This window comes from Stenotrophomonas maltophilia group sp. vghtpe118 (genome assembly GCF_052605195.1).
In genome coordinates this window covers 1765767-1792673 of record NZ_CP199672.1, presented here as the reverse complement: position 1 = coordinate 1792673, position 26907 = coordinate 1765767, and the positions used below count along the sequence as shown (strand labels likewise).

Annotated in this window: 18 protein-coding genes; 8 read left to right on the top strand and 10 right to left on the bottom strand. The window is 66.9% G+C overall.

From position 1 onward, the window contains the following. Positions 1-35: 35 nt before the first annotated feature. From otsA to ACUDTM_RS08285, 4 genes are all read right to left on the bottom strand, one after another. A complete protein-coding gene (gene otsA / locus ACUDTM_RS08300; RefSeq protein ID WP_061480565.1) occupies positions 36-1400 on the bottom strand; it encodes an alpha,alpha-trehalose-phosphate synthase (UDP-forming) in 1365 nt (454 codons plus the stop codon). Next, on the bottom strand, positions 1397-3178 hold the full coding sequence (locus ACUDTM_RS08295) for a glycoside hydrolase family 15 protein (protein WP_072167689.1): 1782 nt from the start codon (positions 3176-3178) through the stop codon (positions 1397-1399). Before ACUDTM_RS08295 ends, otsA begins: the two co-directional genes overlap by 4 nt. A 41-nt stretch (positions 3179-3219) precedes the next feature. Next, positions 3220-3978 carry a trehalose-phosphatase gene (gene otsB, locus ACUDTM_RS08290; protein ID WP_061480563.1) on the bottom strand — a complete coding sequence of 253 codons (759 nt, stop codon included), beginning with the start codon at positions 3976-3978 and terminating at the stop codon, positions 3220-3222. A 207-nt stretch (positions 3979-4185) separates the two neighbouring features. Further along, a complete protein-coding gene (locus ACUDTM_RS08285; RefSeq protein ID WP_445391255.1) occupies positions 4186-6621 on the bottom strand; it encodes a TonB-dependent receptor plug domain-containing protein in 2436 nt (811 codons plus the stop codon). Between the two features lie 214 nt (positions 6622-6835). Between ACUDTM_RS08285 and ACUDTM_RS08280 the strand changes: the two genes are divergently transcribed. The 4 genes from ACUDTM_RS08280 (at position 6836) to ACUDTM_RS08265 (ending at position 11960) form a co-directional block, all read left to right on the top strand. Further along, positions 6836-7318: a DUF3574 domain-containing protein gene (locus ACUDTM_RS08280; protein WP_439426344.1), complete on the top strand. Its 483-nt coding sequence runs from the start codon at positions 6836-6838 to the stop codon at positions 7316-7318. A 36-nt stretch (positions 7319-7354) separates the two neighbouring features. Next, complete coding sequence (locus ACUDTM_RS08275; RefSeq protein WP_445391254.1) at positions 7355-8209, top strand: XAC2610-related protein; 855 nt, start codon at positions 7355-7357, stop codon at positions 8207-8209. Positions 8210-8335: 126 nt separating this feature from the next. Continuing rightward, complete coding sequence (locus tag ACUDTM_RS08270; RefSeq protein ID WP_072167654.1) at positions 8336-10054, top strand: thiamine pyrophosphate-dependent enzyme; 1719 nt, start codon at positions 8336-8338, stop codon at positions 10052-10054. A gap of 301 nt (positions 10055-10355) precedes the next feature. Further along, a complete protein-coding gene (locus tag ACUDTM_RS08265; RefSeq protein WP_072167655.1) occupies positions 10356-11960 on the top strand; it encodes a hypothetical protein in 1605 nt (534 codons plus the stop codon). A gap of 197 nt (positions 11961-12157) precedes the next feature. On the opposite strand, the gene ACUDTM_RS08260 is transcribed toward ACUDTM_RS08265, so the two are convergent. Beyond that, on the bottom strand, positions 12158-12868 hold the full coding sequence (locus tag ACUDTM_RS08260; RefSeq protein ID WP_072167656.1) for a glutathione S-transferase: 711 nt from the start codon (positions 12866-12868) through the stop codon (positions 12158-12160). Positions 12869-13037: 169 nt separating this feature from the next. Here ACUDTM_RS08260 and ACUDTM_RS08255 point away from each other — a divergent pair, with 169 nt between their 5' ends. The 3 genes from ACUDTM_RS08255 to ACUDTM_RS08245 all read left to right on the top strand — a co-directional run bounded on the left by ACUDTM_RS08255 (position 13038) and on the right by ACUDTM_RS08245 (position 17265). Then, the gene (locus tag ACUDTM_RS08255; RefSeq protein ID WP_445391253.1) at positions 13038-13859 is read left to right on the top strand and encodes a DUF3014 domain-containing protein; all 822 of its coding nucleotides are present in this window, start codon (positions 13038-13040) and stop codon (positions 13857-13859) included. Positions 13860-14040: 181 nt separating this feature from the next. Beyond that, on the top strand, positions 14041-16626 hold the full coding sequence (gene clpB / locus ACUDTM_RS08250; protein WP_445391252.1) for an ATP-dependent chaperone ClpB: 2586 nt from the start codon (positions 14041-14043) through the stop codon (positions 16624-16626). 54 nt (positions 16627-16680) lie between these two features. Continuing rightward, a complete protein-coding gene (locus ACUDTM_RS08245) occupies positions 16681-17265 on the top strand; it encodes a hypothetical protein (RefSeq protein WP_242015783.1) in 585 nt (194 codons plus the stop codon). A gap of 39 nt (positions 17266-17304) precedes the next feature. Here ACUDTM_RS08245 and ACUDTM_RS08240 read toward each other — a convergent pair whose 3' ends face one another. The 3 genes from ACUDTM_RS08240 to ACUDTM_RS08230 all read right to left on the bottom strand — a co-directional run bounded on the left by ACUDTM_RS08240 (position 17305) and on the right by ACUDTM_RS08230 (position 20270). Continuing rightward, on the bottom strand, positions 17305-18105 hold the full coding sequence (locus ACUDTM_RS08240) for a MipA/OmpV family protein (protein ID WP_072167660.1): 801 nt from the start codon (positions 18103-18105) through the stop codon (positions 17305-17307). A gap of 141 nt (positions 18106-18246) precedes the next feature. Next, positions 18247-19536, bottom strand: coding sequence for an ATP-binding protein (locus ACUDTM_RS08235; RefSeq protein ID WP_072167661.1), 1290 nt, complete (start codon positions 19534-19536; stop codon positions 18247-18249). Continuing rightward, on the bottom strand, positions 19533-20270 hold the full coding sequence (locus ACUDTM_RS08230; protein ID WP_005418539.1) for a response regulator transcription factor: 738 nt from the start codon (positions 20268-20270) through the stop codon (positions 19533-19535). Before ACUDTM_RS08230 ends, ACUDTM_RS08235 begins: the two co-directional genes overlap by 4 nt. Before the next feature lie 180 nt (positions 20271-20450). On the opposite strand from ACUDTM_RS08230, the gene ACUDTM_RS08225 reads away from it, so the two are divergent. After that, positions 20451-21737, top strand: coding sequence for an O-acetylhomoserine aminocarboxypropyltransferase/cysteine synthase family protein (locus tag ACUDTM_RS08225; protein WP_439426340.1), 1287 nt, complete (start codon positions 20451-20453; stop codon positions 21735-21737). A 592-nt stretch (positions 21738-22329) separates the two neighbouring features. Here ACUDTM_RS08225 and ybaL read toward each other — a convergent pair. Next, the gene (ybaL, locus tag ACUDTM_RS08220; protein ID WP_069139333.1) at positions 22330-24027 is read right to left on the bottom strand and encodes a YbaL family putative K(+) efflux transporter; all 1698 of its coding nucleotides are present in this window, start codon (positions 24025-24027) and stop codon (positions 22330-22332) included. Between the two features lie 198 nt (positions 24028-24225). Then, on the bottom strand, positions 24226-26613 hold the full coding sequence (locus ACUDTM_RS08215; RefSeq protein WP_445391251.1) for a TonB-dependent receptor plug domain-containing protein: 2388 nt from the start codon (positions 26611-26613) through the stop codon (positions 24226-24228). Positions 26614-26907: the final 294 nt, after the last annotated feature.

Below are 26907 nucleotides of genomic sequence, written 5' to 3'. Positions count from 1 at the left end.
CACAAACGACTTAATCCCCTCCGTCCCCTTTTTCTTCAGCCTTCGAGTGCGTCGAGGTAGCTGCGGCGCCAGTGGTTGATGTCGTAGGTGCGCAGATGTTCCATCATCGCGTGCCAGCGTTCCTTGCGCCTGCTCAGCGACATCGTCGCTGCGGTGGCGATCGCATCGGCCACGCCGTCGAGGTCGTGCGGGTTCACCAGCAGTGCCTGCTTCAGTTCGTCGGCGGCGCCGGCCAACAGTGACAGCACCAGCACGCCGGGATCCTCCGGGTCCTGCGAGGCCACGTATTCCTTGGCCACCAGGTTCATGCCATCGCGCAGCGGCGTGACCAGGCCGACCGCCGCCGCTCGGTAGAAGCCGGTGAGCGTGGCATGGGTGAAGTTCTGGTTGACGTAGCGCAGCGGCGTCCAGTCCGGCTCGGCGTGGCCACCGTTGATGTGGCCGGCGATCTGTTCCAGTTGGCTGCGCAGCTGCCGGTACTCGGTGACATCGCCGCGCGAGACCGGCGCGATCTGCAGGTAGGTGAGCGAGCCGCGCTGGTCGGGGTGGCGCTGCAGGTAGCGCTCGAAGCCGAGGAAGCGTTCGGGCAGGCCCTTGGAGTAGTCCAGGCGATCCACGCCGATCGCCAGCTGGCGGTCCCGCAGGCTGCTGCGCAGGTTCTTCACTGCGGTCTTGGTCGCGGCGGTGCCGGCCTGGCGCGCGATCAGTTCGGTGTCGATGCCGATCGGGAAGGCCGCCGCGCGGAATCGGCGCCCACCGGGCGCTTCCAGCTCACCGTTGTCGAGCACGCGGCCACCACCGAACAGGCGCAGGTAGGTCTGGAAGCGATCGGCATCGCGCTGGGTCTGGAAGCCGACCAGGTCGTAGGCGTACAGCGCGGAGAATAACCGCAGATGATCGGGCATGGCCTGCAGCAGGTCGGCCGACGGCATCGGGATGTGCAGGAAGAAACCGATGCGGCAGCCGATGCCGCGCTCGCGCAGCAGTGCGCCGAGCGGGATCAGGTGGTAGTCGTGGATCCAGACGATGTCGTCCTCGCGCAGCAATGGCGCGAGCTTGTCGGCGAACAGCGCATTGACCTTGTGGTAGGTCTCGCGGGTGCCGCGGTCGTAGTCGACCAGGTCCAGCCGGAAGTGCAGCAGTGGCCACAGCGTGCGGTTGGCGAAACCATTGTAGTAGCCATCGACTTCGCGCTTGCTCAGGTCCATGGTGACGTAGTCGATGTCACCGTCCTTCTGCCGGTGCAGCGTGCCGCTGCCTTCCTTCACGGTCTTGCCGCTCCAGCCGAACCACAGCCCGCCGCGCTCCTTCAGGGCGGCCAGCAGGCCGACCGCCAGGCCGCCTGCGCGGTTCTCGCCGGGCACGGCCACACGATTTGATACCACGACCAGACGACTCACGATGCCTCCTGCCAGGACCGTGACAGGCGCATCGCGGCGGTGATCAGGCCGACATGCGAATAGGTCTGCGGGAAGTTGCCCCAGGCCTCGCCGGTGTCGAAGGCCAGATCCTCCGACAGCAGGCCCAGGTGATTGCGCTGCCTCAGCAGCAGTTCGAACATCTCGCGCGCCTCGTCCAGGCGCCCGATCGCCGCCAGTGCATCGATGTACCAGAACGTGCAGATGGTGAAGCTGGTTTCCGGTTCACCGAAGTCATCCGGAGCGACATAGCGGTACAGCGAATTGCCATGCTTGAGGTCACGGCCGATGGCTTCGACGGTGGCGATGAAGCGGGCGTCCATCGCGTCGATGAAGCCGATGTCGGCCAGCAGCAGCAGCGAGGCGTCCAGGCGATGGCCACCGAAGGTATCGGTGAAGTGGCCCAGCTCTTCGCTCCAGGATTCGGCCATGATGCGCGCGTGGATGGTGTCGGCACGTGTGCGCCAGTAGTGGGCGCGGTCGTCGCGCTTCAGCCGCACGGCGATCTTGCACAGGCGGTCGCAGGCGGCCCAGCACATCGCGCTGGTGTAGGTGTGTACCTCGGTGCGGCCGCGGAACTCCCACAGGCCGGCATCGGGTACGTCGTGCAGGGCGAAGGCCTGCTCGCCGAGGGGTTCGAGGCGGGCGAAGGTGTGCGCATCACCCGGGTCCTGCAGGCGCCGGTCGAAGAACAGCTGCGTGGACGCCAGCACGACGCTGCCGTAGACATCGTGCTGGCGCTGCACCCAGGCCAGATTGCCGCGTCGTACCGGGCCCATGCCGCGGTAGCCGGACAGGCTGGGGACCTCATCCTCGTCCAGCTTGGCTTCGAAGCCGATGCCGTACAGCGGTTGCAGCGTACCGTCGGTGGTGGCCAGGTTGAAGATGTAGCCGAGGAACTGTTCCATCGTGCGCGTGGCGCCGAGGCGGTTCAATGCACGCACCACGAACGCGGCATCACGCAGCCAGCAGTAGCGGTAATCCCAGTTGCGCACGCTGCCGGGGGCTTCAGGAATGGAGGTGGTCATCGCCGCGATGATCGCGCCGCTGTCCTCGTACTGGCACAGCTTCAGCGTGATCGCACTGCGGATCACCGCGTCCTGCCATTCCAGGGGAATGGACAGGTAGCGCACCCATTCGCGCCAGTAATCGCGGGTACGCTGGAAGGCCTCCTGCACATAGCCGCTGATCGAACGGTTGAGCGATTCATCCACGCCCAGGATCAGGTGGATGGGATGGTTGAGCACGAACGGCAGGCCGTCGCGCACGAAGCGCACCGGCACGTCGGTGGTCAGCCGCAGCACGTGTTCGGGCAGCACCCAGCGCACATGGTTGCTGCCCCAGGTGGATTCCGGAACGCGCGCGCCCCAGTCCGCCAGCGGGCGTGCGCGTACGGTGATGCGCGGGCTGCCAGCCAGCGGACGCACCTGGCGGATCAGGCTGACCGGGCGGTAGAAACGGTCGTTCTGGCGCCAGCGTGGGGCGAAGTCGAGGATTTCCAGTTCGCCGCCGTGCGCGTCGCGCAGCACGGTGCGCAGGATCGCCGTGTTGGTCAGGTATTCCTGCTCGCTGCTGGCGAAGTCTTCCAGCTCGATGGCGAAGTCGCCACCGGTCTGCTGGCTGGGGCCGAGCAGCGCACAGAAGGTAGGGTCGCCGTCGAAGGTGGGCAGGCAGCTCCAGACAACGCGGGCACGTTTGTCGACCAGGGCGCCGAAGCTGCCGTTGCCGACCACGCCCAGATCAAGATCGGGTTGGGTCATCACGCGGTACATCTCGGTTGCGGCCGTGGGGGTTGGCCGGGTCAATAGGCATTCTCACGCAGCCAGGCGTGCACGCTGCGTATGTCGGGCAGCGCGAACACCGCCGCGCTGGGTTCACGTTCACCCACCAGCACGCTCCAGCCATGCTGGCCGTTGGCGGCATCGAAGCCGAACTCATCGGTCAGGTCATCGCCGAGGAACACTGGCAGGCGACCGCGGAAGGGCAGGTACTGCATCATCCGAAGCACCGCACGGCCCTTGTCGGTGCCGACGGGCACGAACTCGACCACATGGTCGCCGGGCTGCAGGCGGTAGCTGGCACGGCCCCGCACGTGGCGGTCGGCGAAGGCGCGGACGTCCCTGGCTGCATGCGGCGCGCCGCGCCAGTGCAGGGCCAGGCCGACACCCTTGTCTTCCACCAGCACGCCGGGATGGCCGTGGGCGAAGCGCATCGCCTGCTGGTGCAGTGCGTGCAGCCATTCGGCGGTGTCGTCGTCGTGTTCGTCGCGCAGTACGCGGCCATCCTGCCCACGCAGTTCATGGCCATGCAGGCCCGCAGCAGGCAGTTGCAACGGAGCGAACAGTTGATCCAGCTGTTCGAGCGGGCGACCACTGACCAGTGCCACGGCACCTTCCAGGCGGTCGCTGATGCGGCCGATGGCTTCGCGCACATCCGGCAGCAGCTGCACGGCATCCGGGCGTGCAGCGAATTCGATCAGGGTGCCGTCGACATCGAGGAACAACGCGCAGGCGTCATCCAGCAATGGCGGCGGCGGACGCAGGGGGAGCGGTTCAGCCATGAAGCCCAGCTTGCCAGCGTGGGCGTGTACGTGGGGTCGAGGGCAGGCTACGGATCGGGGTAGTGCCGGCCAACGGTCGGCACCCACCCAGAGCGATCACCTCCGGTGGGTGCCGACCGTTGGTCGGCACGAAGGGGAGGCTTGCATGGAACCCGGGCAGTGCGGACCAACGGTCCGCACCCACCGGGAGTGATTGGTCCAATGCAATCAGAACGTATAGCGGACGCGGCCGTAGTAGTACGCACCGTTGCTGCCGATCGGCGACAGCACGTCGTACGGCAGGTTGCCGAAGTAGTGGATATCGCTGTTGGATCGATCCGGATAGTTGTCGGTCAGGTTCTGCCCGCCGATGGCCGCGCTCCACTGCGGGGTGATGCGGTATTCGACTTCCGCATCCAGCTGCCACTCGGCCTGGTAGGTCTGGCGCGGGATGTAGCCGTCTCCGAAGTTGAACACACGGGTGGCGCTGCCATAACGGTTCACGCGGGTGCTCAGCGACCAGTGGTCGTTGCTCCATGCGGCCGAGAAACTGCCACGCGTGCGCGGTGTGGCGTCGGTAAGCGTGTTGGTCTCCTCGATGCCGAACAGCACGTAGTCCGGATTCAGCGCGCGCAGCTGGGCCGGGGTGGCCAGCACGTTCTTCAGCGTGGTCTTGGTATACGCATAGGTGCCGGTCAGCAGCAGCTGGCCATCGCCCAGCGACTGCCGCCAGTTGCTCACCAGCTCGGCGCCTCGGGTGCGGGTGTCGGCGGCGTTGACGAAGAAGCTGGCACTCTGCAGGCCGCTGACGCCGTAGTTGGCGGCCACGTAGTCGGTCAGTGCATCACCGGTGATGCTCTCCGACAGTGCGATGCGGTCATCGATGTCGATCTGGAAGAAGTCCAGCGACAGGTCGAAATGCTCGCCGATGCGGCTGGTGAAACCGAGCGAGGTGTTCAGCGACTTCTCTGGCTTCAGGTTCTGTGCCCCCAGGCCGCGTGCGATCGGATTGTTGACCGACAGCAGGCGGCCCTGCACCAGCTGGCCACCTGCGTTGTAGCCGGTGGAGGTGGACTCGTAGCCGATCTGTGCCAGCGACGGCGCGCGGAAGTTGTTGGAGATCGCGCCGCGCAGCGCGAACGCCGGGGTGAACTCATAGCGCAGGCCGAGCTTGCCGGTCAGTTCGCCGCCGAAGTCGTCGTTGTGCTCGTAGCGCGCGGCCAGATCAGTGGAAAACTTCTCGCCGAACTGGCTGGACAGGCTGGCATAGGCGCTGGCCACATCGCGCGACAGGCGCGCCGCATCCTGCGGGGTCAGGCCGCCACCGGCCTGCGAACCGGTCGGGCGGTCGGTGTACGGGCCGGCGGCATAGCTGGTCGGGTCGCCAGGGCGGGTCTGGTAGCGCTCGTGGCGTGCTTCCACGCCCAGGCCCAGGGTGTGGCTGATGCTGTCGTTCTGGGTGAACACGCGACTCAGATCGAGGTTGCCCACGGTCTGCGCATATTCGTAATCGGCGGTCTTGAAGCGGGTCGGGCTGATCGGGCCCAGCGAGGCGTTGAGCGAATCACGCAGGCGATAGGTGAAGTCATTCTGGCCGTAGTCCAGGCTGCCGTCGTAGCTCCATTCGCCCCACTGCCCGCGCACGCCGGCCACGGCCTGCACGTCGCGGTTCTCACCTTCGGAGATCGGCCGGTAGCCATTCGGATAGACCTGCTTCCAGTTGGCATCGCCATCGGGATAGCGGAAGTAGTTCGCGCCTTCGGTGTCACGCTGGTTGAAGGTACCGAACGCGTAGAACGTCGAGGTCTGGCCCACCGGAATCTCGGCGTTCAGCCACAGGTTGATGTCCTTGCTCTTGCCATCACCCAGGACATAGTTGCGCTTGCCCCGCAGTGCCAGGTTGCCCGGGGTCTGGTCCCACGGCGGAATCTGGTCGAAGCCGGCGCGGTTGGTGCCGTTGCGGTGCTTGTATTCCAGGCCGACGCGCAGGAAGCCACCGTCTTCGCCCAGCGAGGTGCCGACCTTGGCGCTGATGTTGCCGGTCTGGCCATCGGTGAGGGTGCGGCCGATCGGCTTGAGGTCGGTGTGGTTGGCACCGTAGCTCGCCTCGATCTCGCCGCCGTCACCGCCGTTGTCGAGGATCACGTTGATCACGCCGGCCACGGCGTCCGAGCCGTACAGCGCACCGGCGCCATCGCGCAGCACTTCAATGCGCTTGATCGCACTGACCGGAATCGAATTGAAATCGACCGGGGTGGTGCCCTTGCCGATCTTGCTGTCGGTGTTGACCAGCGCGGTGTGGTGGCGGCGCTTGCCGTTGACCAGCACCAGCACCTGGTCCGGCGACAGGCCACGCAGCTGCGCGGCGCGCACATGGTCGGCGCCACCGGAGTTGGACTGGCGCGGGAAGTTGAACGACGGCAGCAGCGCCTGCAGCGCGCTGCCCAGCTCACCGTTGACCACGCCGGCCTTGCGGATGTCCTCGGCGGTGAGCACATCCACCGGCGAGGTGGATTCGAGCACGGTGCGGTCGGCGGCACGGGTGCCGGTGACGATCACCGTATCCAGGTTGGTGGCGTCCTGGGCCAGGGCCGGGGCGGCGGCGGAGGAAAGCGCGAGGGCGATGGCGAGGCCGAGCGGCGACGCGGGCAGGCGGGCGGACATGGGGACTCCAGCAACAACGACGACGGGGGAAGGGGAGATGGTTTCACTTACATCCATCCGGATGAAGCGATATATTATCTTCGCGTGATGACCGGTGCGGATGCAAGCCCCTGCCGGTCCGGCATGAGCTGATGCCCGGTTGGCATCAGCACGCCGGGCCGGTGGCGCGGTACGCTGCCGGCTCGCCTTGTCCCCCTTCCCCGGAGCTGTACCGATGAAACACCTTGGCCTCGTCTTCGCCGTGCTGTTGGCCACCAGCGGCTGCGCCAGCCTCTCATCGCAGGCGCCCAGCGCCTATGCCACGGCCACTACCGCCGAACTGAAGGGCGACGCCGCGCGCCCGTCTTCCGCGCACGGCTGGGTGCGCAGCGAGCTGTACTTCGGCGTGGGCGAGGAGCAGGGCGCCGGCAACCGCCCGCAGGCCGACACCATCAGCGAGGCGCAGTGGCGCGCGTTCCTGGACAAGGAAGTGACCCCGCGCTTCCCGGATGGCCTGACCGTGTTCGATGCCTATGGCCAGTGGCTGTTCCGCGGCGATGGCGCGCCCAACCGCCTGCGCACCAAGGTGCTGGTAGTGCTGCATGAGGACACCCCGCAGCGCCGCGCCGATATCGAAGCGATCCGCCTGGCGTGGAAGCAGCAGACCAGGCATCAGTCGGTGCTGTGGTCGCGGCAGCCGGTCGAGGTATCGTTCTGAGTTGAAGGTGCCGCCGCGGTGCCGCAGGGAGCAACGATGAACTACAGGGAATGCCTGCTGGGCCTGGTGTTGGCCGGCGCGCTGGCACCGACGGCGCAGGCGGAGGACGAGGGCGAAACGCTACGCTTCCAGGTGGCCGCGCATGTGCAGGCGCATGCCGATCCCCTGCAGGACGGCAGCATCGTGGTGCAGCTGTCACCGTCGGGCAAGCGGCAGACGCTGGCCGGCGCGGCGGATGCCGACGGCCATTCGCGCTGGTCGCTCGAAGATGTCGATTTCGATGGTTACCCGGAGCTGGTTGCACGTGCCCCGGTCGGCATGGTCAACGAAGCGGTGGCGGTGTACCGGTTCGATCCCGCCAGTGCCGGGTTCCGCGCGCTGCGGGCTGAAACCCACGGCAGGGAGAGCTGCGGCGAGCTGATGGGCCTGATGGTCGACCACCTGAGCCGCACCCTGACCAGTAGCTGCCGCAGCGGCCCGATGTGGTACACCGACCAGTATCGCTTTGCAGGTGCGACACTCTATCTGTACCGCGCCGAGAGCGTGCTGATGCTGGGCGATACGGTGAACGCCGCGCTGCAGTGGGAACAACGCGAAGAGAACGGGCCGTTGGCGGTCTGGCGCACCTATGATCCCGCCGGCCGTGTGTTGGAAAGTGCCATTGCCGATGGCCTGGGCGCACCGCCGGATGGACCGTTGCGCGGCCAGCAGGCCACCGTGGCATCCGCGCGGCTGTTCCTGTTCGACCGGCCTGGTGCGTCCAGCACCAAGCGTTACCTGGTGCAGGGCGATCGGGTGGAACTGCTGGATGAACAGAACGGCTGGGTGAAGCTGCGCTATCGCAGCCCGAAGCACGGCGACGTGCTGGGCTGGATCAACGTCAACGACTAGAAAGGGGACGGAGGGAATTAAGTCGCTTGCGGCACAAGCGAGTTAGTTCCCTCCGTCCCTTTTTTTGCGGAGGCATCACTTCATCGGGTCTAGCCTCGGGAGTTCCCCCGTTCGAGGATGTATCCGATGAGCAAGCGCGTGGCCGAAATCGTGGTGGACGCCCTGCAGCAGGCCGGTGTCCGCCGTTGCTACGGCATCGTGGGCGATACGCTCAACCATGTGACTGATGCGATGCATGGCAGCGAGATCGCCTGGGTGCACGTGCGCCATGAAGAAGTGGCAGCGTTCGCTGCTGGCGCCGATTCGCTGGTGAGCGGCGAGTTGACCGCCTGCGCGGGTTCCTGTGGTCCCGGTGGCCTGCACTTCATCAATGGCGTGTTCGAGAGCAACCGCAACCGTGCGCCGATGGTGCTGATCGCCAGCCAGGTGGTGACCAGCGAGCTGGGCATGGAATTCCCGCAGGAAGTGGATTTCAAGTCGGTCTATGGCAGCTGCACGGTGTTCTGCGAGCAGGTGCACAGCCCGGAGCAGGCGCGACGCGTGGTGGCCCTGGCCTGCCAGGCCGCGATCAGCCGCCGTGGCGTGGCGGTGGTGATCCTGCCGGCCGATATCAGCCAGGCCGAGGTGAAGCACGATGTGCCGTTCTCGGTGCATTACACCCAGCCGGTACTGCGCCCCTCCGACGCCGAACTGCAGCGCATCGCCGAGCTGCTGGGGCAGGGCAAGCGCATCGGCATCTACGCCGGTGCCGGTTGCCAGGGCGCGCACGCACAGCTGTTGGAACTGGCCCGGCGCTTGCAGGCCCCGATCGCGCATACCTCGCGCGCGAAGGATTTCGTCGAGCCGGACAACCCGTACAACATGGGCATGACAGGCATCTTCGGCATCGAGTCCGGCTTCCACACGCTGATGGCGTGCGACACGCTGCTGCTGCTCGGCGCCGACTTCGCCTGGGGCCAGTTCTACCCGGACAAGGCCACCATCATCCAGGTCGACCGCGATGGCAGCCACCTTGGCCGCCGCCACCCGGTGAACCTCGGCGTGGTCGGCGATATCGCACCGACGCTGGATGCGTTGCTGCCGATGCTGCCGCCGCGCGAGGACAGCAGTTTCCTGGACGAGTGCATCGAGCATCGCGACAAGGCGCTGAAGAAGCGCGAACAGGAAGAGCAGCCGGGCGAAGGCGAATTGATCCATCCGCAGCACCTGACCGCGCTGCTCTCGAAGCACGCTACCGAGGATGCACTGTTCACCGCCGACGGCGGCTCGCCGATGGTGTGGGTGCTGCGCCATATCCGCGTCAACGGTCGCCGCCGCACGCTGACCAGCCTGCTGCACGGCACGATGGCCAACGCGATGCCGCAGGCGCTGGGGCTGCAGAAGGCCTTCCCCGGCCGGCAGGTGATCTCGCTGTCCGGCGATGGTGGCCTGGCGATGCTGCTGGGTGATCTGTTGACGGCGGCGCAGGAGAACCTGCCGATCAAGGTGGTGGTGTTCAACAATGGTTCGCTGAACTTCGTCGAGCTGGAGCAGAAGGTGGAAGGCCTTCTGGACAACTACACCGACCTGAAGAACCCGGACTTCGGCCGCTTGGCCGAAGTGATCGGCTTCCATGGCCGCACGGTCACCCGCAGCGAGGATCTGGAGGAAGCGGTGCAGGATTTCCTGTCGCAGCGCGGCCCGGCATTGCTGGACGTGCACACGAGTCGCGCCGAGCTGGTGATGCCGCCGCAGATCGAGGCCAAGCAGGTCGCCGGCACGGCGCTGTATGCGGCCAAGGCGGTGTTGAACGGTCGCTTCGACGACGTGAAGCATCTGCTGGTGGACAACTTCCTGAAGAAGTGAGGTGGTCGATGCAGGGCTGCGCCCTGCACCCGAGGTAGGGCCGGCCGCTGGCCGGCAACATCAGCAGCAACAGCCACAGCTGGGTATCCGTGGGATGGCGGGGTGGGTCCGGTTGCGGCGACCCCTGCGCAGCCTACCCGACCGGCCCAACTGGCAATGCCAGTCGACTAACAGTCGACTCTACCCGCGCCCAGCCATGAGGGGCGCCGCCGTTGGCTGGAACCCATCATTCCACCGCGGAATTGGCGCCCAGGCCCCGCTGGGCCTACCATCGGCGCTCCCCACCCCCACCGCCCCTTCCATGTCCGCTCCCGCTTCCGCCGCACCGCGTCGCTGGTTCGTCGCCGGCGACTTCAACGGCTTCTTCGGCCTGGTCGTCGACAACCTCTCCATCCTCGGCTTCATCGCCATGGCCCTGGTCGGGATCTTCCAGTTCCCCGCCGACGTGGTGTTCGGCCGCATGTTCCCCGGCACGGCCTTCGGCGTGCTGATAGGCAACCTGCTGTACACCCTGATGGCACGCCGGCTGGCCGCGCGCAGCGGCCGTGACGACGTCACCGCCATGCCGCTCGGCCTGGATGCCCCCACCAGCATCGGCATGGCCCTGCTGGTGCTTGGCCCGGCCTTCATCGCGTTCAAGCAGCAGGGCATGAACCCGCACGCGGCGGGCATCGCCACCTGGCAGCTGGGCATGGCGGCGCTGGTCATCATGGGCGTGCTCAAGTTCGTGCTGTCGTTCTTCGGTGAAGCAGTCACCCGCGCGCTGCCGCGTGCCGCGCTGCTGGGTTCCATTGCCGGCATCGCGCTGGTGCTGATGGGCCTGCTGCCGCTGCTGGAAACGCTGCGCTCGCCGCTGGTCGGCTTCACCACGCTGGGCCTGCTGCTGTATGTGCTGATCGCCAAGGGGAAGCTGCCGGTGCGTGGCCCGGGCGTGCTGCTGGCCTTCGTGTTCGGCACCGTGCTGTATTACGGCCTGGGCCTGGCCGGGCTGGGTGCGCCGGGCTTCCATGTGCCGGAGTGGGTGCCGCCGCAGGTGGTGCTGCCGCTGCCGACGCTGGGCTTCCTCGACGGCCTGCCCACTGCGATGACCTACCTGCCGCTGCTGCTGCCGTTCGGCCTGCTGATGGTGGTCGGCGGCATCAATGTGTCTGAAAGCGCGCGTGCGGCCGGCGATGACTACCGCACCCGCGACATCCTGCTGGTGGAAGCGGTGGCTACGCTGGTGGCAGGCGTCTGTGGCGGCGTCGCGCAGACCACGCCGTACATCGGCCAGCCGGCGTACAAGCACATGGGCGCGCGCAGCGGCTATACGCTGCTGACCGGCCTGTTCGTCGGCATCGGCGGCATGCTCGGCATCATCTCCGGGCTGGTGCAGTGGCTGCCGCTGGCGGTGCTGGCACCGATCATCGTGTACGTGGCCATCGACATCACCACCCAGGCCTTCCAGGCCACGCCGCGCCACCATACCGGCGCGATGGTGTTCGGTTTCCTGCCTTCGGTGGCCTACCTGCTGGCGATCAAGGCACCCGGCTGGATCGCACCGGATCAGCTGCCCCAGCTGCTGACCAAGCTCGACGGCCACGGCCTGCCGGAGCTGGCGGTGATCTTCACCCTGGGCAATGGCTTCATCATCACCTCGATGCTGTGGATTTCGGCGGTGGCGGCGATGGTCGATGGCCGCCTGCGCCGTGCCTGCGGCTTCCTGCTGGTGGCGGCGGTACTGACCCTGTTCGGGCTGATCCACTCGGTGGATCCGCGCGGCGGCATCTACCTGCCGTGGGAGCTGGAAGGATTGGCGCGCATCATCAGTGTGCAGTTTGCCGGCGCCTACGTGGCCCTGGCGGTGCTGCTGGGCTTGCTGTCGCTGCAGAAGCAGCCGGTGAAGCCGCTGGGTGGGGACAGCTGATCCCACGGTAGTGCCGGCCGTTGGCCGGCATGCTCATGGGTATCCAAGGGCCGGAGCATTGCCGGCCCTTCTGCTTCTGCCGCCTTGTAGAGCCGAGCCTGCGCTCGGCTGCGCTGAGCCGAGCATGGCTCGGCTCTACAGGGGCGTGTTGCGGGCGACGAATGCTCACAGCGCGCTCTGCCGGCCAGCGGCCGGCACTACCGCTCGGCGTCCAGCTCCGGGTAGTGGCGGAAGATGCCATTCGTGTTGAACGCCAGCCGCCGTTCCGAGGCCAGGTAGGCGGCGATGTTCGGCCGCTTCGCCACCCGCGCCTGCAGCGCGCGCAGCAGGGGCAGTGTGGGCGCCAGTGCCTGCATGCGACGCGGGAACATGTAGTCCAGCCCACTCAGCAGCTGGAACAGCGACAGGTCCACATACGAATGCTCGCGCAGTGCATGGCGGCCACCGTTGGCGGCCAGCACCCGTTCGAAGTAGCCCAGGAACTTCGGCAGGCGTTCGCTGCGCAGCGACGCGGCACGTGCCTTGGCCTCGGTCTTCTGCGCTTCGTAGTATTTCGATGCGGCGATCGGATGATGGGTGTCATGCACTTCGGCCACCAGGTCAGCGATGGTCAACTGCAGTTGCAGCGCCTGCATCCGCCGCGATGCGGCCTGCGGCACCAGATCCAGCGCCGGGCCGAGGAAGTCCAGGATCGCGGCAACCTGCGCAATGACCTGGCGACCGGCCTTCAGGAACGGCGGCGCGAAGGGCTGCGGGCCTTCGCTGTGGCCCTCCAGGAACGGCTGCATCACCGCATCGCCGTGCACCCGCGCCATGTCGATGTAGTCGGCGCCGGCATCCTCCAGCGCCAGGCGCACGAACTCGCCGCGGCCCTGGATGCCGGTCCAGTAATACAGCGCGTACTGCATGGCAGTGCCTCCACATGAAAAGACCCACAGCGTCGCGCGGGGCATGCAAAGCAGGCGTGAGCGCGGCTTTGGCGCGGGCCGAAGCCGAACGGCAGCGGAACAGACGGGGAACCGGCTGGAACCGGTGGGGTCACACCTTCTCCATGCGTGTGAAACGAGGTGCTGCATCATGCAGAGTGGAAAGGCGGTATGGCCCTGGGTGTTGGGAGTGGTGGTGATCGGTGGCGCGGGCGGTTGGTTGTTCCGCGATCAGCTGAAGAGCCTGGCAGACGGTGTCTCGGTGCCGGTGCAATCGCCCCCCGCCAGTACCAGCGCATCGCCACAACCGCAGGCGGCCGCGGAACCCGCGCCAGCGCCACCGACGATCAAGCATCCGCTGGATACCGAGGCCGCAGCTGATCCGGCGCTACCGAAGCTGGCTGACAGCGATACGGCTGCCTGGGGGGCATTGAGCCAGCTGTTCCAGGGCGAGGGCCCGATGACCCTGCTGCTGCGCGATCACCTGATCCAGCGCCTGGTCACCCAGGTCGACAACCTGGACAAAGCAAGCGTGCCGCCGACGGCGCTGGCCGCACGGCCGCTGCCGGGCAACCTGCAGGTCGAGCCTGGCGAGGGTGGGGAACGCATCGCGGCAAGCAACTCGGCGCGTTACGCGCCCTATGTGCAGGCCTTTACTGCGCTGGATCCAGCGGCAGCGGCTACGGCTTACAAGCGCTTCTATCCGTTGATCCAGCAGGCCTACGTCGACCTGGGCCGGCCCGACGGCTACTTCAACGACCGTCTGGTGGCGGTGATCGACCATCTGCTGGAGACCCCGGAACTGGTGCAGGCGCCATTGGTGCAGCGTGATGAGCGCGGTCGCTACCGCTTCGTCGATTCCACCCTGCAGTCGCGCTCGATAGGCCAGAAGGCGCTGTTGCGCATGGACGCCACGCAGGCGCGGGCGGTCAAGCAGCAGCTGCGGGCGCTCCGCTCTGCGATCATCCGCTGAACCGGTCCACTGCGCCGAACTGATCGGGATCAACGCGCCGACCACACCCGTTCCGGCATGCTGGCCGCAGGCTGACTCGCTACGGGGTGCAGTCGCAGCCACCCTTGAAACGGGGTGGGGCAGCCGCATCTTCCCAGCATCGCCGGCGCGGGCCGGCCCTGATGACCGATGAGGATTCGCAATGCGGATGGACAAGCTCACCTCGCGTTTCCAGCAGGCGCTGGCAGACGCACAGTCGCTGGCCGTGGGCCGCGACAACAGCATCATCGAACCGGTCCACCTGTTCAGCGCGCTGCTGGACCAGCAGGGCGGCAGCACGCGCCCGCTGCTCGCGCAGGCCGGGGTGAACGTGCCGGTCCTGCGCGAGCGCCTGACCGAGGCGTTGGACGCGCTGCCCAAGGTGTCCGGCCAGGCCGGCAACGTCTCGATGGGCAATGACCTGGGGCGCCTGCTGAACCAGACCGACAAGCTGGCCCAGCAGCACGGTGATGCCTTCATCGCCAGCGAGTGGTTTGTGCTGGCGGCGCTGGAGGATGGTGGCACGCTGGGCATGGCGCTGCGCGCTGCCGGTGCCGACAAGACCCGCGTGCAGGCGGCCATCGACAAGCTGCGTGGCGGCGAGAACGTGCAGTCGGAGAATGCCGAGGAGCAGCGGCAGGCGCTGGAGAAGTACACCATTGACCTGACCGCGCGCGCCGAGAGCGGCAAGCTCGACCCGGTGATCGGCCGTGACGAGGAAATCCGCCGCACCATCCAGGTGCTGCAGCGCCGGACCAAGAACAACCCGGTGCTGATCGGCGAACCCGGCGTGGGCAAGACCGCGATCGTGGAAGGGCTCGCCCAGCGCATCATCAATGACGAAGTACCCGAGGGCCTGCGTGGCAAGCGCGTGCTGTCGCTGGACATGGGCGCGCTGATCGCCGGCGCCAAGTTCCGCGGTGAATTCGAGGAGCGCCTGAAGGGCGTGCTCAACGACCTGGCCAAGAACGAAGGCCAGATCATCCTGTTCATCGACGAGCTGCACACCATGGTCGGCGCCGGCAAGGCTGATGGCGCGATGGATGCCGGCAACATGCTGAAGCCGGCCCTGGCGCGTGGCGAGCTGCATTGCATCGGTGCGACCACGCTGGACGAATATCGCAAGTACATCGAGAAGGATGCCGCGCTGGAGCGCCGCTTCCAGAAGGTGTTCGTCGGCGAACCCACGGTGGAGGACACCATCGCGATCCTGCGCGGGCTGAAGGAAAAGTACGCCGTGCACCACGGCGTGGAAATCACCGACCCGGCCATCGTGGCTGCCGCCACCCTGTCCAACCGCTACATCACCGACCGCCAGCTGCCGGACAAGGCCATCGACCTGATGGACGAAGCCGCCTCACGCCTGCGCATGGAGATCGACTCCAAGCCGGAGGAGCTGGATCGCCTGGAACGCCGGGTGATCCAGCTGAAGATCCAGCGCGAGATGCTGAAGAAGGAAAAGGACGAAGCCTCGCGGCAGCGCTTGGCCGACCTGGAGAACGACATCGACGGGCTGGAGCGCGAGTTCTCCGACCTCAATGAAATCTGGAAGTCGGAGAAGGCGGCGCTGCAGGGCGCCACCAAGATCAAGGAACAGGTCGAGCAGGCCAAGCTGGAGCTGGAAGCTGCGCAGCGCCGCCAGGATTTCGCCAAGATGAGCGAAATCCAGTACGGCCTGTTGCCGCAGCTGGAAAAGCAGCTGGCCGCCGCGCAGGAAGCCGAGCACAAGGACTTCAAGCTGGTACAGGACCGCGTGACCGATGAGGAGATCGCCGAGGTCGTTTCGCGCTGGACCGGCATCCCGGTCAACAAGATGCTCGAAGGCGAGCGCGACAAGCTGCTGCGCATGGAAGAAGTGCTGCACAACCGTGTGGTCGGCCAGGAAGAGGCGATCAAGGTCGTCTCCGATGCGGTACGCCGCTCGCGTGCCGGCCTGTCCGATCCGAATCGTCCGGCCGGCTCGTTCCTGTTCCTCGGCCCGACCGGCGTCGGCAAGACCGAGCTGTGCAAGTCGCTGGCCGAGTTCCTGTTCGACAGTGCCGACGCGATGATCCGCATCGACATGAGCGAGTTCATGGAGAAGCACAGCGTCGCCCGCCTGATCGGTGCGCCCCCGGGCTACGTCGGCTACGAGGAAGGCGGTTACCTGACCGAGGCCGTGCGTCGTCGCCCGTATTCGCTGATCCTGCTCGATGAGGTGGAGAAGGCGCATCCGGATGTGTTCAACATCCTGCTGCAGGTGCTGGACGATGGCCGCCTGACCGACGGCCAGGGCCGCACGGTGGACTTCCGCAACACCGTCATCGTGATGACCTCGAACCTGGGCTCGCATCAGATCCAGGACATGAGCAGCGACGACAGCCCGGAGGCCTACACGCAGATGAAGGCGGCCGTGATGGGCGTGGTGCAGGCGCACTTCCGTCCGGAGTTCATCAACCGCCTGGACGACATCGTCGTGTTCCACCCGCTGGACAAGCAGCAGATCAAGCAGATCGCACGCATCCAGATGCGCGGGCTGGAGAAGCGCCTGGCCGAGCGCGGGCTGAAGCTGGCGGTCTCCGATGCGGCGTTCGACCTGCTCGGCAACGTCGGCTTCGATCCGGTGTATGGCGCGCGGCCGCTGAAGCGCGCGATCCAGTCGCAGCTGGAGAATCCGCTGGCGCAGCAGATCCTGTCCGGCGCGTTCGTCAACGGTGACACCATCGAAGTCGGCAATGAGGGTGGGCACTTGGTCTTCGCCAAGGCCTGAACCGGTGGCGCGCCTGCCATGGCTGGCGCGCCACCAAAGCCTCAGCAAGGCACAATGATCCCGTTTCACTTTCGCAAGGACGAGGAGAACCGCATGGACGTTACCCGCAGGGTTTCACTCTGCATGGCGCTGGCGCTCGCTGCTGTTGCTGGACACGCTGCAGCCGTCGAACAGGTCCAGCTGCCGCCGATGAAGGGTTACCAGCAGGCCCACCAGAGCACCGACGCACAAGGCAACCGCATCACCGAGTACGTGCCGCAGGGCCAGACCGTGCAGGACTGGACCGACATGGTCACCGTCAATGATGCGCCGAACAGTGGCCATGTGAGTCCGCGCGAGTTCCTCGGCATCATCGAGGCGGGGTGGCGCATGGCCTGTCCGGCTGCGCAGAGCCACTGGATCCGCGAAGGCGAGGAGGGCGGACGGCCATTCGCGCTGCTGATGCTCAGTTGCCCGCTGAACCCCGGCACCGGCAAACCGGAGTTCACCTGGATCAAGGGCATGCAGGGCAGGCAGGGCTTCCACACCGTGCAGAAGTCGTTCCGCGCCGAGCCGGAGAAGGACGACGTCGTGCAGTGGATCGGCTGGCTGCGCGAGGTCGGCTTGTGCGGCAGCGGCACCGCACAAGCCTGCCACTGATCGCAGCGAAAGAGGGCGCCCAGCGGCGTCCTTCATGCATCAGAAGCGGTGCGTATAGCCGCTCATCACGCCAAACTGGTTGGCCTTCTGCACGATCGGGCTGTTGGCCGCATCGCCGAGCAGGCGCGTGCCTTCGGCCGAGATGTACCAGTTGCCATTACGGCCCACGCGGTGGCTCCACTTCAGGCCCACACCGGCGCTGACCAGGCCGGCCTTCGGTTTGTGCTCGGCAAAGCCGGTGCGCGCGGCCTGTTCCGGACTGACGCCGTACCAGGTCTGCATGTAGCCACGGTTGCCGTAGTCGGTGGAGACGCTGCCGCTGACCACGCCACCGGCCAGGTCGAACAGCGGCATGCTCAGGTTCAGGTGAATCTGCTGGGTAGCCAGTCCGTTCTCAGCCTTGTCCTCGTCCTTGCGGGTGAACTGCCAGGAGCCGCTCAGCACGGCTTCGCCCAGCGTATATCCAGCCGAGACACCGACCAGGGGACGGGTATCGATATCGCCCATGCCGCGCAGGAAGTCCGAACCGCCGAGCAGCGAATCCTTGTCCTTGCGGATACCGCTGGCACCGACATAGGCGCGCACGCGGGTGTGCTCGCCGAGGGTCGTGCCCCAGCCGATGCCACTGGTGCCCAGAAACCAGCCCCCTGGCGAGGTGACATCGAAGGACAGCGAAGGCGTCGCACGGTACTCCTCGCTGCCGCTGTAGCGCGGCGCCACGCCACCACCGGCGGCGAGCTCGAAGGTCCAGTGGTCATCCTTGGCGTGGGCGATCGGGGCAGCGAACAGTGGCAACAGGGCCAGGCAGAGCAGGGTGTGGGAACGGCGAAGCTGGGACATGGAAACTCTCGACAATGGGAGGAAAAGCAGCGCGCGCATCCGGCGAGTGCTGCAGGGTCGCTAGCGTGGCGATACGCCGGCGACCGATCCGTCCGCAGTTGTGCGGGAGTTGTAACCAACTGTAATTGCGCCCGTGGGCGTTCAGCTGGCAGCCAGCGGCCAGTGCATTTCCAGGCGTGCGCCGCCGAGGGCGGCGCGACCGATGCGCAGTTCGCCGTGGTGGCGTGCGGCAATGCGGCCGACGATCGCCAGGCCCAGGCCGAAGCCGCCGGTGTCGCGGCTGCGGCTGTCATCCAGGCGGGTGAACGGGCGGACCACCTTTTCGCGGTCAGCCTCGGCGATGCCGGGGCCGTCGTCGTCCACGCGCAGGCAGGCGCGCCCGCCCACACTCACCAGCGACACGTCCACCTGCGAGCGCGCGTGGCGCAGGGCATTGCCGACCAGATTGCTCAGCGCCAGCTGCAGCAGGCGCGGTTCCGCGTCCAGCCGAGGCAGGGCACTGGGCTGCACGCGCAGCACCAGGCCGGCACGTTCGGCATCGCGGCGGGCATCGGCCAGGCAGGCCTGCAGCCAGTCGTTGGCTTCGATCCGCTGCATCGGTTCGCCCTCGCCCGGATGCTCGAGCCGTTCGTAGGCCAGCAGTTCGCTGACCAGCCGGTTGAGCTCGGCCAGGTCGCCATGCAGGCCCTGCGCCAGTCGTTCGCGGCGCTCGCGGTCATCGCTGTCCTGCATCAGGTCCAGGCCAAAGGCCACGCGCGCGATCGGCGTGCGCAGTTCGTGCGAGATCGCATGGGTCAGGTCGCGCTGGCGCTGCACCAGTTCGGCCACGCGTGCGGCCATGCGGTTGGAGTGATCGACGATGACCCGGATCTGCGAGCGTGGCGAAACCTGCGCGCGTGCCTGCAGATCGCCGGCGCCGATGCGGTCGGCATGCACGCGCAGGGCCTCCAGATCGCGCCAGAGCAGGCGAACCCAGGCGTACAGGCTGGCGCCGACCAGCAGCAGGATGCTGAGGTAGGCCGCGATGGTCATGTACGTGGTCATCTGCACCGCGCCAGGCAGGCGCAGGTGCAACCAGCGACCATCGATGCCTTCGATCGGCAGCAGGACCTGCTGGTACTGATCGCGCACGATGAAGCCATCGGCCTGCACGGCTGCCTGTTCCTGCGGGGCCAGCGCGGGAGGCGTGTCGAGCAGGGTCAATGCGATGCCATAGTGCGGTTGCCACTGCTGCAGGCGCTTACGCTGCTGGCTACCGTCCAGGCCGGCCAGGCCGCTGCGCAGGGCGTACACCTGCCCGCGCACCTGCTGGACGAAAACGCGATCCTGCACGGGGGTATAGATGCTGTCGAGCACCCGGTTGAGGAAGAATACCGAGGCCAGGAAACAGGCGCCGGTGATGAACCACAGCCACAGGAACAGCCGCTTCATGCCGTCCAGGCCGACGGATTGAACTGGTAGCCGCGGCCCCACACGGTCTTGATCCGCCGCGGCTCGCGCGCATCGTCGCCGAGCTTGCGACGCAGCTTGCCGATGCAGACGTCAACGCTGCGGTCCAGGCCGTCGAAGCCGATACCGCGCACCGCCTGCAGGATCTGGTCACGGGACAGGATCTGCCCGGGCTGGCTGGCCAGCAGCCACAGGATTTCGAATTCGGTGGTGCCCACGTCCACCGTGGCGCCGTGCAGGTGTACCTCACGCTGCATGCGGTCGATCAGCAGTTCACCGTGCATCAGCCGGCTGGGCGTGCCGGTGTTGCTGCTGCCGTGGCGGCGGCGCAGCAGGGCGCGCAGCCGGGCCAGAAGCAGGCGTGGTTCGATGGGCTTGTGCACATAGTCGTCGGCGCCCGATTCCAGGCCCAGCACCTGTTCGATGTCGTCCTCGCAGGCGGTCAGCATCAGGATCGGCACATCGGAGAAGCTGCGGATCTGCCGGCACACGTCGATGCCGCCCAGGCCGGGCAGCATCAGGTCCAGCACCACCAGCTCCGGCGCGTGCTGGCGGCAGGCGGCGCCGGCGAGGTCGCCGCGTGCGATGTGCTGCACGGCGAAGCCATGCTGGTGAAGGTAGTCGCTCACCAGTTCGGCCAGGCGACGGTCGTCCTCTACCAGCATGACCGACGTAGGCGAACTGCTGGTGGTGGGATGCCAGGGCGATGGCTGCATGGGTGGGGCCTCCGTGCCCGGGCAGGAGCGCCCGGCGGCGCAGCCTAGCAACGCCCCATGACGGCTGCCTGAATCGCGGCCAACCTGATAACCGCCGGTACGGGCGTCATCGCCAGTGGCTTTCAGCGGCGGGTGCCAGCTGGCCTATGGTGGCGGTTTCCCCGGATGGAGCCTGGTGCAATGAGCGAACCGCAGTGGCAACTGGAAACCCTGGCCGTGCACGGTGGCTACCGTCCCGACCCGACCACCCGCGCGGTGGCGGTGCCGATCTACCAGACCGTGGCGTATGCCTTCGATGACACCCAGCACGGTGCCGACCTGTTCGACCTGAAGGTGCCCGGCAACATCTACACGCGCATCATGAACCCCACCACCGACGTGCTGGAGCAGCGCCTGGCTGCACTGGAAGGTGGCATCGGTGCGCTGGCGCTGGCCTCGGGGCAGGCCGCGATCACCTATGCCCTCCAGACCATCGCCGAGGCCGGTGACAACATCGTCGCCTCCAGCGCGCTGTATGGCGGCAGCCTCAACCTGCTGGCCCACACGCTGCCGCAGTACGGCATCCAGGCGCGCTTCGCCGACCCGGCCGATCGTTCTGCGTTCGCCGCGCTGATCGACGAGCGCACCAAGGCGGTGTTCGTCGAATCGATCGGCAACCCGCGCGGCAACGTCACCGACATCGCCGCCATTGCCGAGGTGGCGCATGCGGCGGGTGTGCCGCTGATCGTCGACAACACCGTGGCCACCCCGTTCCTGCTGCGCCCGTTCGAGCACGGTGCCGACATCGTCGTGCACTCGCTGACCAAGTACCTGGGCGGCCACGGCAACAGCCTCGGCGGTGCCATCATCGACTCCGGCCGCTTCGACTGGGCGGCGCAGCCGAAGCGTTTCGCCCGCCTCAACCAACCCGACCCCAGTTACCACGGCGTGGTCTATACCGAAGCACTGGGGCCGGCGGCCTACATCGGCCGCGCGCGGGTGGTCCCGCTGCGCAATACCGGTGCCGCGTTGTCGCCGTTCAATGCGTTCCTGATCCTGCAGGGCATCGAGACCCTGGCCCTGCGCATGGAGCGCATCAACGCCAATGCACTGGCCGTCGCGCAGTTCCTGAAGGCGCACGACAAGGTCGCCTGGGTGCGTTACGCGGGACTGGCAGACGACCCCGAGCATGCCGCCGCGCAGCGCTACCTGGGCGGGCATGGCTCGGGGGTACTGACCTTCGGCCTGCCGGGCGGGCGCGAGGCTGGCGCGCGCTTCCTCGATGCGCTGAAGCTGTTCACCCGCCTGGTCAACCTGGGCGACGCGAAGTCGCTGGCCACCCATCCGGCCTCGACCACCCATCGCCAGCTGGATGCGGCAGAGCTGGCCAAGGCCGGGGTCAGCGAAGATGCCGTGCGGCTGTCGATCGGCATCGAGCACATCGGTGACCTGCGCGCCGACCTGGAGCAGGCCCTGGCCGCCGCCTGATAGCCGCGCGCTTGGTGCATATCGCCACAGGCGATCACCACCGGTGGCGCGATGCGCTAGGGTGGAACTGCCTCTCCAAGGCGTGGCAACGTGGCGATCCAGATCCCCGGTCGATGCGGGTCGACCGGGGATTTTTTTGTTTCCGGGGTCAGATCCGTTTTCCTTTGGAAAACAGATCTGACCCCATGTGCCGACGGTCGGCATCAATCCTGGTAGATCCACGCCATGCGTGGATGGATCACCATCGGAATCGAACATTCCGACAGTTCATCAAACAGCATCCACGCATGGCGTGGATCTACTGCAGATCGTGGGAAATTGTCGAAGGCGGGGTGGGTCCGCTTGCGGGGGCGTGAGCCGTATGGGCCCGAGGCATGCCTCGGGCGGGTTGGGCAGGACGCCCAACCCCGGTCTTGCCGTGTGCGCAGGATTGCGCACACGAGCAAGCGGCGACCGAGCTTACATGGGCGTACTTGCAGCAGCCCCTGCAAGCGGACCCACCCCGCCATCCCACGGATAGTCAGCTTTTGCCTTTGCCTTTGCCGTTGCCTTGGCAGGTGCAGGGCTGCAAGCCCTGCCGCAAGCACACCCCTCACACCACCGGAATGCTGTGCTGCCCCAGATTCCGATATGGCGGCGTGGACATGACCATCTCCGCCAGCGAATAGGCCAGCTCGCGCTCGGCCATCACCGTGCCATCGGCACCATGCTCCAGCAGATGCTTCACTTCGGCATCGCTGTGCGCACGTGCCAGCAGGGTCAGGTCCGGGTTGATCGCACGCAGCTTGGCCAGCGCCTCACCGGCTTCCAGCGGCTGCGGAATCGCCAGCACTGCGATCTTGGCCCGCTCTGGATGGGCCTCGGCCAGCACCCGGTCGGCGGCGGCGCTGCCGCGGATCGCTGCCAGGCCCCTGGCGTGCGCCTGCTCGACGTGCTCCTTGTTGTCATCGATCACCAGCACCGGCACGCCGCGATCGCGCAGCACCTGTGCCAGCTCGCTGCCGACCCGGCCATAGCCGATCACGATGGCGTGGTCATGCAGGTCGCGCGACGGGCCGGTCGCCTCTTCCGGCTCTGGCGTTTGCGGCTGTGTTTCCTGCTTGGCCTGCCATCGGTCGAGCAGGCCGAACACCAGCGGGTTGAGCATGATCGACACCAGCGCGCCGGCCAGCACCAGCGACTGGCCTTCCTTCGGCAGGATCTGCAGCGCCACGCCGAGGCCGGCGATGATGAAGGCGAACTCGCCGATCTGGGCGAGGCTGGCCGAGATGGTCAGCGCAGTGCTGGTCGGGTGGCCGAACGCGCGCACGATGAAGAACGCGGCTGCCGACTTGCCGAACATGATGATCAGCACCGTGGCCAGCACCTGCCACGGATGCTGGACGAGGATGTTGGGGTCGAACAGCATGCCGACCGAGACGAAGAACAACACCGCGAACGCATCGCGCAGCGGCAGCGAATCATGCGCGGCCTTGTGGCTCAGTTCCGATTCGTTGAGCAGCATGCCGGCGAAGAACGCGCCCAGCGCGAACGAGACACCGAACAGCATCGCAGAGCCGAACGCCACGCCCAGCGCAATTGCCAGCACCGACAGGGTGAACAGTTCGCGCGAGCCGGTACCGGCGATACGTTCGAGGATCCACGGGATGACCCGGCGCCCGACCACCAGCATCACCGCCACGAACAGGCCCAGCTGCACGAAGGTCCAGCCGATGTCGGCCAGCACGCTGCCCAGCGAGTGCGACTCCTTGGCCGCGTCGGGACCGAACACGCCGGCCATCACCGGCATCATCACCAGCGCCAGCACACAGGCCAGGTCTTCGACGATCAGCCAGCCGACCGCGATCTTGCCGCGCATCGTCTCCAGCAGGCGCCGTTCCTCCATTGCCCGCAGCAGCACCACGGTACTGGCCGTGGCCAGCGAGAAACCGAAGATGACGCCATGAATGGCCGGCCAGCCCATCAGCGAGGCCACGCCCCAGCCGAGCAGGGTGGCCACCGCGATCTGGCCGATGGCGCCGGGGATGGCGATGGCCTTGACCGCCATCAGGTCCTTCAGCGAGAAGTGCAGGCCGACGCCGAACATCAGCAGCATCACGCCCAGTTCGGCCAGCTGGTTGGCCAGCGCCTGGTCGGCGACGAAGCCGGGGGTGAACGGGCCTACGCAGATGCCAGCAACCAGGTAACCGACCAGGGGAGACAAGCGGAGCTTGTTGGCCAGCGCGCCGAAGATGAAGGCGAGCCCCAGGCCAACGGCAACGATGTTGATCAGGTCGGTGTCATGGTGCATCGGCACTCGCAGGAAATCGGGGGTGCCCCGATTTTCACCGATGAAGCCAGATACGGCAAACCTGCCGTCCACGTGCCGTGGCCGGCGGGTTTGCCCACACATTTCCCTCTACCCCCGCCTTCGGCGCGCCCCTTCAACAAGAAGGGGCTCTCCTCCAGATGCGGCCCGGGGTTGCCGGCCAGCGGCCGGCACTACCGCTTACCAGGTGTACTTGATCCGCCCGTACACATACGCGCCGTTGAAGCCGAACGGCGAGTAGTTGCTGTACGGCAGCATGCCGAAGGTGGAGTTCTGCAGGTCTTCGGTGCGGTCCGGGTACTTGTCCAGCAGGTTGTCGGCGCCCACGGTCAGGGTCCAGTTGCTGCTCGGCTTGTAGCTGGCCGAGGCATCCACCACCCAGGCATCGCCGTAGGTCTGGTCGCGCAGCGCGGTGGCCGAGTTGCGCACGGTGAACTTGCCGTAGCGGGTCGCGGCCAGGCCCAGTTCCCAGTGGTCCGAACGCCAGGTGCCGCTCAGGATCGCCTTGTCGCGCGGGTAGCTGTCCTCGATGCGACCGATCTCATCACGGCCGATCAGCGACTGGGTCAGGCCCAGCGTGCCGAACACCGCCGGAGTGCCGCCGACGCGGCGCACTTCGGTGTCGTTGTAGCTGTAGGCGGCGGTCAGCTCCAGGCTGCTGGCGCTGAACGGCACGGTGTAGCTGGACACGAAGTCGACGCCGCGGGTGCGCGTATCCAGGCCGTTGGTGAAGTACGAGAACGCGGTCACCTGCGGCAGGCCGAGGGTGCCCAGCAGCGCGCTGGTGGCGGCGTTGGTGGTGATGCTGGACGACAGCGCGATGCGGTCATCGATGTCGATCTGGTACGCATCGACGGTGATGTACAGACGGTCGACCGGCTGCAGCACCAGCCCCAGGCTGTAGGAGGTGGAGGTTTCGGCCTTCAACGGCGAGGCACCCAGCGCCTGGGCGGCCGGGCTCGTGGTCGGGAAGGTGCCGCGTTCAACGAACACGCCATTGAGGAACTGGCTGGTGACCGCCTGGTAGCCCTGCTGCGCCAGCGACGGTGCACGGAAGCCGCTGGAGGCGGTGGCACGCAGCGCGACCTTGTCGGTGAACGCATAGCGCGCCGACAGCTTGCCGGAGAAGCGGTCGCCGAAGTCCGAGTAGTCCTCGTAGCGGCCGGTGATGCCGGCCGAGAACTTCTCGGTCAGGTCCGCTTCCAGGCCGGCATAGACCGCGTAGTTGTGGCGGTCGGCATGCACTTCATTGGTCGGGGTGAAGCCGGCGAAGCCCTGCGCGCCGCTGCCGGTGTACGAGTTCAGTTCGCCCGGATTCTGGTCCCACTTCTCCTTGCGGTACTCACCGCCGAAGGACAGCGTGACCGGGTAGGCCAGGCCCCAGTCCAGCGACTTGGTCAGGTCGGCGTTGAAGATGTCCTGCTGGTACTTCAGCGTGCCGTCGTAGAACGAGCGCGGGCTGGTCGCACCGAGGCTGTAGTTGATGCTGTTGCGGGTGTGGAAATCGAGGGTGTTCTCGCCGTGGTTCAGGCTCAGGTCCCAGGTCCAGCCGCTGTCGGTGTTGCCCTTGACCCCGGCCACCAGCGAGCGGTCCTTGGAATACTGGTTGATCTCCGGCACGTAGCCGTCCGGATAGGTCTGCGCCAGCAGCGCGCTCTGCCCGCTATGGTTGCGCGAACGGTAGAACGCGAACGAGGTGATGTCGCGGTTGCTGAGCAGCGCGCTGGCGTAGCCGGTCACGTGGTCGCTGAAATCGAAGCTGGCGTTGGCCGAGGCGGCAGTGGCGTCCACGCGCGGGTCGCCGACGATGAAGGTCTTCTGGCCGATGCTCGGGAAGTTGCCGGTGTTCGGCGTGGTGCCGCGGTACGGGCCGGCGCGGTTGCTTTCATCCTGCTGGCTGATCTGGCCGGCCACGTGCACGCGGCCACGGCCGTTGCCGAACTCGACGCCGGTATCGCCGGAAAGCTGGTACTTGTTGCCGTCGCCGGCGGAGTACTGGCCGTAGTCCACGGCCAGGCTGCCGCCACTGCCGCTGCCCTTGAGCACGATGTTGATGACGCCGGCGATGGCGTCCGAGCCGTACTGCGCCGACGCGCCGTCGCGCAACACTTCCACGCGCTCGATCGCGGCGATCGGGATCGCGTTGATGTCCACCGCCGACGAGCCACGGCCGATGCTGCCGTTGACGTTGATCATCGCCGAGGTGTGGCGCCGCTTGCCGTTGACCAGCACCAGCACCTGGTCCGGCGACAGGCCGCGCAGTTGCGCCGGGCGCACGCCGCTGGTGCCGTCGGTCAGGGCAGGGCGCGGGAAGTTCAGTGAGGGCAGGGCGCGTGACAGGGCGGTGGCCAGTTCACTGGTGCCGGTGGACTGCAGCACTTCAGGGGTGATGATGTCGATCGGCGACTGCGATTCGGCGACGGTGCGGTCGGCCACGCGGGTGCCGGTGACGATCACGGTGTCCAGGGTGTTGGCGGCGGTGCCGGCCTGCTGGGCGGCGGCGACGAACGGAGAGCCACCGAGTGCGACAGCGACGGCGGCGGCGATCAGGCTGGTCTTGCGGGTCATCGGGATGGGCTCCGGTTGGCGGGGGCGGCACCGGAATCGACATCACGGGGGTGAGGCGGACGGCGGTTGTTGCGGTGCGCAATACAGCAATTAACGGGATATTCAGTGCCTGTCAAATGCCGGTCATCGGAAAAAACGTTGCAGCAGCAACCATTTAGCCCGGACAGGCATCGGCGGGGAGGAGACCCGGGAAGCGCGCGGCGAGGACGTGGGAGAGAGGAACGTCGGCCACTGCGCATCCCGGGACGCGTCAAGTATTCGTTAACGCTAGAATTGCGTCGCAGGAACAGTGCT